This window comes from Rothia sp. HMSC068F09 (assembly GCF_001812775.1).
In the GTDB taxonomy this organism is placed as follows: domain Bacteria; phylum Actinomycetota; class Actinomycetes; order Actinomycetales; family Micrococcaceae; genus Rothia; species Rothia mucilaginosa_A.
Genome location: NZ_KV810430.1, coordinates 457,212 through 463,822, shown reverse-complemented (window position 1 = coordinate 463,822; position 6,611 = coordinate 457,212). Strand labels below are relative to the sequence as shown.

The 6,611-nt window shown below is 62.4% G+C and carries 8 protein-coding genes and 2 tRNA genes; 7 read left to right on the top strand and 3 right to left on the bottom strand.

Annotated features, from left to right (window positions below; all coding sequences use genetic code 11):
* Both HMPREF2874_RS09345 and HMPREF2874_RS08745 read left to right on the top strand, forming a co-directional pair.
* On the top strand, positions 1–457 hold a 457-nt coding region (locus tag HMPREF2874_RS09345; protein ID WP_168165165.1), incomplete at its 5' end, for a hypothetical protein.
* Between the two features lie 162 nt (positions 458–619).
* A complete protein-coding gene (locus HMPREF2874_RS08745; RefSeq protein ID WP_141754249.1) occupies positions 620–1,096 on the top strand; it encodes a hypothetical protein in 477 nt (158 codons plus the stop codon).
* A gap of 102 nt (positions 1,097–1,198) precedes the next feature.
* On the opposite strand, the gene HMPREF2874_RS08740 is transcribed toward HMPREF2874_RS08745, so the two are convergent.
* A tRNA-Ser gene (locus tag HMPREF2874_RS08740) sits at positions 1,199–1,286 on the bottom strand.
* Between the two features lie 125 nt (positions 1,287–1,411).
* On the opposite strand from HMPREF2874_RS08740, the gene HMPREF2874_RS08735 reads away from it, so the two are divergent.
* From HMPREF2874_RS08735 to HMPREF2874_RS08725, 3 genes are all read left to right on the top strand, one after another.
* Positions 1,412–2,422, top strand: coding sequence for an NAD(P)H-quinone oxidoreductase (locus HMPREF2874_RS08735; RefSeq protein WP_070649986.1), 1,011 nt, complete (start codon positions 1,412–1,414; stop codon positions 2,420–2,422).
* Between the two features lie 232 nt (positions 2,423–2,654).
* Positions 2,655–3,194: a hypothetical protein gene (locus HMPREF2874_RS08730; protein WP_049331442.1), complete on the top strand. Its 540-nt coding sequence runs from the start codon at positions 2,655–2,657 to the stop codon at positions 3,192–3,194.
* Positions 3,195–3,376: 182 nt separating this feature from the next.
* The gene (locus HMPREF2874_RS08725) at positions 3,377–4,252 is read left to right on the top strand and encodes an HpcH/HpaI aldolase/citrate lyase family protein (RefSeq protein ID WP_070649985.1); all 876 of its coding nucleotides are present in this window, start codon (positions 3,377–3,379) and stop codon (positions 4,250–4,252) included.
* A 107-nt stretch (positions 4,253–4,359) separates the two neighbouring features.
* Here HMPREF2874_RS08725 and HMPREF2874_RS08720 read toward each other — a convergent pair whose 3' ends face one another.
* Positions 4,360–4,596 carry a hypothetical protein gene (locus tag HMPREF2874_RS08720; RefSeq protein ID WP_049331448.1) on the bottom strand — a complete coding sequence of 79 codons (237 nt, stop codon included), beginning with the start codon at positions 4,594–4,596 and terminating at the stop codon, positions 4,360–4,362.
* A 121-nt stretch (positions 4,597–4,717) separates the two neighbouring features.
* A tRNA-Thr gene (locus HMPREF2874_RS08715) sits at positions 4,718–4,792 on the bottom strand.
* A 217-nt stretch (positions 4,793–5,009) separates the two neighbouring features.
* Here HMPREF2874_RS08715 and HMPREF2874_RS08710 point away from each other — a divergent pair.
* On the top strand, positions 5,010–5,795 hold the full coding sequence (locus HMPREF2874_RS08710; protein WP_070649984.1) for a DsbA family protein: 786 nt from the start codon (positions 5,010–5,012) through the stop codon (positions 5,793–5,795).
* Positions 5,795–6,583, top strand: a complete 789-nt coding sequence (locus HMPREF2874_RS08705) for a spermidine synthase (protein WP_070649983.1) — start codon at positions 5,795–5,797, stop codon at positions 6,581–6,583. The genes HMPREF2874_RS08710 and HMPREF2874_RS08705 overlap by 1 nt, the downstream gene beginning before the upstream one ends.
* The last annotated feature ends 28 nt before the right edge of the window (positions 6,584–6,611 follow it).

Below are 6,611 nucleotides of genomic sequence, written 5' to 3'. Positions count from 1 at the left end.
CGATTACAACCCCGAGTACGCCAAGCTTTACCAGGAAGATGACAGCGTACAGTCCGACGCTGATGATATGGACGACAGGCTGCTACGTGCAAGCGAGCCCCCTTCCAATGTGCGGAGGGCGCAAGCCGGTGAAAGAGCAGCGAACTTCTCCCTGCTTTTCGGTGCCCTTGGCCTGCTATCTTTCTTCATAGGGTTTTGGTGGTCTGCCTATGGCATTGAAATCGGTATACTCATGGTCATCGTCGCACCATTCCTGAGTATCTTAGGTCTCCGGCAGGCATTCGTGGCACGACGGCACGGTAAGCACGCCATCGGGGGCATGATTCTCAGCGCGATGGGTATAGTCGTTGTCCTTGCTATCGTCGCCCTCATCATAATGATTCTGAGCGCCTTGTCCGGATTAAATGATGCAGGCCCGTCGAGGAGCCTGAACGCTCTTATGCTGTACTGGAACTAGCCTCGAGATAAATACAGAAAAGTCCTGCCCCTCATTGTGAGGAGCAGGACTTTTCTGTGTATATGCCGTATGTTTCGGCAGGTGGAGCCTGACATGCTTGTTCCCTCTGATGGAAAGGTCTAGGGTGAAGGTAACACCCGGTATTGAAAGGTTGTGGATGCGATGTCGCAGCTACCCCAAAACAACGAAGCCTTCGATTACAACCCCGAGTACGCCAAGCTTTATCAGGAAGATGACAGCGAACAGTCTAGCCCGGATGCTTCTGACGAACAGCTACTATCCGCAAACGAGTCCCCGGATGACTCTTCGGATGGTTCTCCGGATGAGCCCGCAGATCAAGCGGTCGGTAAGGGAATGGCGAACTTCTCCATACTCTTTGGCTTCCTCGGTCCCCTGTCTTTCTTCCTAGGGGGTTGGCTAATTGTCCAAGGTTTTGGAGAAAATGGTACGCAGGTAGTTATCTTTTCACCGTTGCTGAGCATCCTGGGTCTCTGCCTGGGGATCTCGGCAAGACGGCACGGTGCTCGTGCCACCGGTGGTCTGGTTCTTAACGGTCTGGGGATATGCTTTTTCCTCTGTATCGCCTTCCTCATCATGTTGATTGCAAACGCTTTGTCAAACATGTCAAACATGCACTAACGACGCCCCCGGTAACTCGGAACGGCGTATGCAAAGAGCCCCGCTCCTCAATACGAGGAACGGGGCTCTTCGCGCTCCACACGTGGAGCAGAAGCTAAAACGCGGATGGTAAGGGATTTGAACCCTTGAGACGGGGTTACCGCCTACTGGTTTTCAAGACCAGCTCCTTCGGCCGCTCGGACAACCATCCTTGCGCTCCAGAGACCGGCATTTTATCTCAACGCCGTGCCGCAGGGCACTACGAGATTATCTCACGATGTATGCTTTCTGTAAATCGAGTGCCGATGAGGGCACATCCGCTCAGGAGGAGGGCTCATGCGAGCAATTATTGAGGAAAACCACGGCGGTCCCGAGGTGCTTCGGGTCAGCGAGATTCCCGCCCCCGTTCCCCGTTCGAGTGAGGTGCTCATCCGCGTTCGCGCCGCCGGAATCAACCGTGCGGATGCCCTGCAGCGCCGCGGATTCTACCCGCCCCCTCCTGGATCGAGCTCCATCTACGGTCTGGAAGTGGCCGGGGAAATCGAGGCCGTTGGCGAGGGGGCATCCGTCGAGAACTGCGGTCGTCCCGTGATGGCTCTGCTCCCCGGAGGTGGGTACGCCGACTACGTGACGGTTCCGGTGGACCTGCTGCTGCCGAAGCCCGAGAACCTGAGCTTTGAAGAGGCCGCGGCGCTACCCGAGGTGGCCGCCACGGTCTACTCCAACCTGGTACTGACCTGCGGCATGAGCATGGATCCCGCCGAGAACCTGCGCGAGGACGGGCAGAGCGCCACGGTGCTGGTGCACGGTGGCACCGGGGGCATCGGGGTGCACGCCATTCAGGTGGCCCTGGCCGCGGGAACCCGCGTATTCGCCACGGTTGGGACCGAAGAGAAGGCGGAGTACGTGCGCTCGCTGGGTGCTGAACCCATCGTGTATCGGGAACATTCGTTCCGGGATGTCGTTCTGTCGGAGACCGGAGGACGCGGCGCGGACTACATCCTGGACGTCGTGGGCGGGCGGTACTTTGAGGATAACCTGCACACCCTCGCCGACGGTGGGCACCTGTGCATCATCGGGTTGCAGGGCGGACGAAAGGCCGAGCTGGACCTCGCGTACGCACTCACGCACCGGCTCTCGGTGCACGCCACGAGCCTGCGCAGCCGCCCCGAGGCCCAGAAAGCCGAAATTCTGCGCGGCGTGCGCGAGCAGATCCTCCCGCTGGTCGAGTCGGGTCGCATCGGCGTGGGTCTTGACCGGGTATTCCCCCTGGAAGCCGCGGCCGAGGCACACGAGTACTTCGATTCCGGCCGGCACCGCGGCAAGGTGGTGCTGCGGGTCGATTAGACAGGTTTCCGCGGGGTGCGGAGAAAACCTTGTTGCCACGCTCCGCGAAACGTGACATAAATGCTCATATTTCCCTGACGATCCGTCACCAAAAGAAGATTTAGGGTAACCTAAGTATAGGTGGGTTTGTGGCTCGCCGCGGAAGGTGATGCACGCATCCGACGCTCACCGGCCGCGAGCGACTCCCACCCGATAACCGTTCACGGCACACACCTAACGTAGAGGAGGACTCATGGGACTCAAAAGCTACCTGCAATCGCGCCGAGACGACGCCGAGCTCGGCAAGGGCATCTGGCGGCGCTCCCACGACCGCTTTATTCGCGGCATCGACCGATTCCACCAGGTGCTCGAGCGTCTGGCGGGCACCGAGTCCTCCGCCTCCATGATTGAACTCATCGTGCCGGACGCCAACGAGCTTGCCGACCTCATCCCCCGGGTGCGTGCCGTGGCCATGGAGGCCCACCGCCTCGCCCCCAGCGACGGCGATATCCCCGCCTCGCAATTCGGCACCTACTCCGACCTCAACCGCGCCCTCTCCAAGGCCGGCAACGCCGTGGCCCTCTGCGCCGAGGCCCTGGCCATGGCCCGCTGCTTCGGCGAGTGCACCACCGGATGCGACCGCCAGGTGAGCGTGCACCGCCGCGTTGAGACCGTGGTGCAGCACGTGCAAGAGGCCGAACGTCTGATTCGCCGCGCCCAAAAGGAAGCGGCCGGCGAGCTGACCTTCGACGACGGAATCCCCGTGGGACGGACCGAACTCGTCGAGGCCTAGTGGTACGTCAGTTTGATGCTCCACCGGGCACACGATACGCTTAAAAGAGAGGTGCATGACACCCCGCAAGCGGTTCAGTCACAATGGAGGTGACGATGGTACGCAATCGAGAATCGCAGCTCGGTCCAGGCCCTCTACGGCATAACCAATGCATTAACGATTGACGGAAGAAGTCACACACCATGTTTGAATTCCATAGGAACGAGCGCGCGCGCCAGCTGCGCCCCAGCCTCTCCCGCTCCTGGTTGCTCGTTCGCGCCAACGCCAGCGAAGACGTTTTTGAGCAGGCCTTCGAATCCGAGGCCGATTCCATCATTATTGACCTCGAGGACGGTTGCCCGCCCGAAGAGAAGGACGCCGCCCGCGAACAGGTCGTCCGCATGCTGAACTCCGGCGTGGTTGCCTGGGTTCGTATCAACGCCATCACCACCGAGCACTGGTGGAAAGACGTCAAGGCCCTCAAGAGCGTGAAGGGTTTGCGAGGCGTCATGCTTGCCACCGCCGAGCACGCCACCGACATCGACCGTACCTCAGCTGAGCTGCCCGCCGGTACCCCCATCATCGCGCTGATTGAATCGGCCCTGGGTGTGCACCACTCGGTCGAGATTGCTCGCGCCATCGGCACCTTCCGCCTGGCCTTCGGCGCGGGCGACTACCGCCGCGACACCGGTTCCTCCGCAACCCCCATGGCCCTGGCCTACGTGCGTTCGCAGTTGGTCATCGCCTCCACCCTGGGTGGCCTGCCCGGCCCCATCGACGGCCCGACCCTCGGCGCCTACGGCGGGGACCTCTCCAAGGCCTGCGGCTTCGCGAGCGACCACGGCATGACCGGCAAGATCACCCTGGATATCCGCCAGGCAGAGACCATCAACGCGGCCTTCTCGCCCAGCGAGGTTGAGATTGAAGAGGCCCACCAGATGCTCGACGTGCCCATCGACGGCCCCCGCGACGGCTCCTACCTGCCGCGCTACCTGCGCGCCAAGAAGGTCAAGGAACTCGCCAAGGTCTACGGCCTGTGGGGCAAGACCGACAGCGACATCCAGCGCGCATCCAAGTAACGCGCCGGCCCTATAGCGACGGCCGCGCATCCGACCCCTCGGAGGGATTCGGATGCGCGGCCTTTGGTTTAACGCTCCGGCCACCGACCGGCGGACGGGCTTGGCGACTAGTTGCGCGGGGAACGGCCGCCCGTAAGGGCGTGCGCGGCAACGTAGGACGTCGCCAGGGAAATCACGATGGGCACCAGGAACGAGGTGTCGTCCTCGTAGACGGCGCGGTAGAAGAACCAAACCGCCAGCGAAATCACGAGCGCCAGCACGTAGACGATGGCGAAGCGCACGGTGGGGGTGAACGGGGCGCGCTGCGAGGAGCCCTTGCGGGCGGAGGTGCGGGACGAAGACATGAGGCCTCCCGGGATAGAGCGAGCTGTCGGACGCCTCGGAACGGGGCCGGGGCCTCGCGTGCCGAAGACGATACTAAAAACCGCCGCAACACACCGGAAACCGGCCTTGTTACGGCGGATGTGGAGCCCCCAGTGGGATTCGAACCCACGACCTTTTCTTTACGAGGGAAATGCTCTACCCCTGAGCTATAGAGGCACATACGCTACCTGCCGCGTTAAGACGGGCTTTCCGCGGAACAGTGCATACCCCGCAATGGTACCAAAAAGGCGGGGGAGAGGCGAATCATCGCGTTGCTACGGCGGCTCCGCGCAAGAGCCCCGCACGGACGCGTCATGCACCCGCCGCATCGGCGGGATAAGATGAACCTAAGCGTTATCCGTGCGCCCCGGCACCGATTCTTAGGAGGAATACCATGACCTCACCCTTTCCCCGCCGCGCCCTGCTCATCGGCGCGCTTCCCGCCGCCGCACTGGGCCTGAGCGCCTGCGGCTCATCCCAGGCCTCCTCTACCGCCTCCGCGAGCGGCTCGGCAAGCGGTTCGGCGAGCGCGACCTCGGAGAGCACCGCCGCGGCATCGGCGAGCGCATCCGCAAGCGCTTCCGCTACTCCCTCGAGCTCGGCTTCGGAGACCGCTTCCGCATCGGCTACCGCGGATGACGGTTACGTCGGCTTCCGCCTCAACCGCGAAGTACCCGGCGCGGGCACTGCAACCCTGTACACCGACTTCCAGTGCCCCTACTGCGCCAAGGCAGAACCCAAGTTCGAGGAGGCCGCCAAGAAGCTTGACGGCATCATGAACGTGACCGTGCGCCACATGCCGCTGAACATGCACGCCAACGCCGTACCCGCCGCACTCGCCGTAGAAGCCGCAGAGGCACAGGGCAAGCACCTCGAAATGGCGAACAAGCTCTTCGCCACCCAGAACGACTGGAAGAACATCAAAGAACGCGACAAGCTGCGCACCCTCTTCAACGACTACGCCAAGGAACTGGGCCTGAACGTCGAAGAATTCGACAAGGTCCTACTCGCCTCCGACACCGTCAAGCCCATCCAGCGCGACTACGAGCACGCCGTGAAGATCGGTGTGAAGGGAACCCCCACCTTCGCCGTGAACGACAAGGTCATCGAGGGCCTGGATTCTTCCTCCTCGGTGGACGACCTGGTCAGCACCTTCAAGCGTGAAGCTGGCGTGAAGTAGTGGCACACATTCAGCTCTCCGGCGGGCAGCGCGCCGAAATTCACCCCGACGGGTTCAGCGACCACGGCCACGTCCTCGAAATCGGTGGCGCCGAGCAGTCCCACGTGGATACCGCGGATCCCTCCTACGTGTTCTACGAGTACCTGCGCCGCATCGCGAACGCGGTGGATGCGCTCGCCCCCGCCGGCGAGCCCATTACCGCCGCGCACCTGGGCGCCGGTGCGCTCACCCTTGTGCGCTATATTCAGGCGACCCGCCCCGGCTCACGCCAGGTTGCCGTGGATATTGAACCCGAGCTCATGGGTTTTGTAACGGACCGCCTGCCGCTACCCGCCGGAACCGACTGCCAGCTCGTGGTGGGCGATGCCCGCGAGCAGCTGGCCCACCTGCCCGAACTGCTGGGCGTGACCGGCTTCGACGCGATTATCCTCGATATTTTCACCGGCATGGATGCACCCGCACACCTGGCGAACCGCGACTTCTACCGCGAACTCAAGGACGTCCTGAGTGAACGCGGCATGGTCGCCATCAACGTGGGTGACGACGCGGGTTTGCCCTTCTTCCGCCTGCAGGCGGAAGCCATGCTCGAGGTTTTTGACCACGTGTGGGGCCTGTGCGAGAGCTCGATGCTCAGCGGCGAGAACGAGGGCAACCTCGTACTGATCGGTACCTCCCGCGAGCTGGACGAGGACACCCAGGACCGGCTGTACGCGATGGGACCGCATCCGGCGGAGGTGCTCACCAGCGAAGAGCTGCGTGACCTGCTGGACGAGCTGGCTGAGAGCTAAAACTGAAACATAAAACCGTTGAGGCGGG

Coding starts and splice junctions, on each gene's coding strand:
- HMPREF2874_RS08710 (WP_070649984.1), top strand. CDS start 5,010: ATGACCTCACCCTTTCCCCGCCGCGCCCTGCTCATCGGCGCGCTTCCC.
- HMPREF2874_RS08725 (WP_070649985.1), top strand. CDS start 3,377: ATGTTTGAATTCCATAGGAACGAGCGCGCGCGCCAGCTGCGCCCCAGC.
- HMPREF2874_RS08720 (WP_049331448.1), bottom strand. CDS start 4,596: ATGTCTTCGTCCCGCACCTCCGCCCGCAAGGGCTCCTCGCAGCGCGCC.
- HMPREF2874_RS08730 (WP_049331442.1), top strand. CDS start 2,655: ATGGGACTCAAAAGCTACCTGCAATCGCGCCGAGACGACGCCGAGCTC.
- HMPREF2874_RS08745 (WP_141754249.1), top strand. CDS start 620: ATGTCGCAGCTACCCCAAAACAACGAAGCCTTCGATTACAACCCCGAG.
- HMPREF2874_RS08735 (WP_070649986.1), top strand. CDS start 1,412: ATGCGAGCAATTATTGAGGAAAACCACGGCGGTCCCGAGGTGCTTCGG.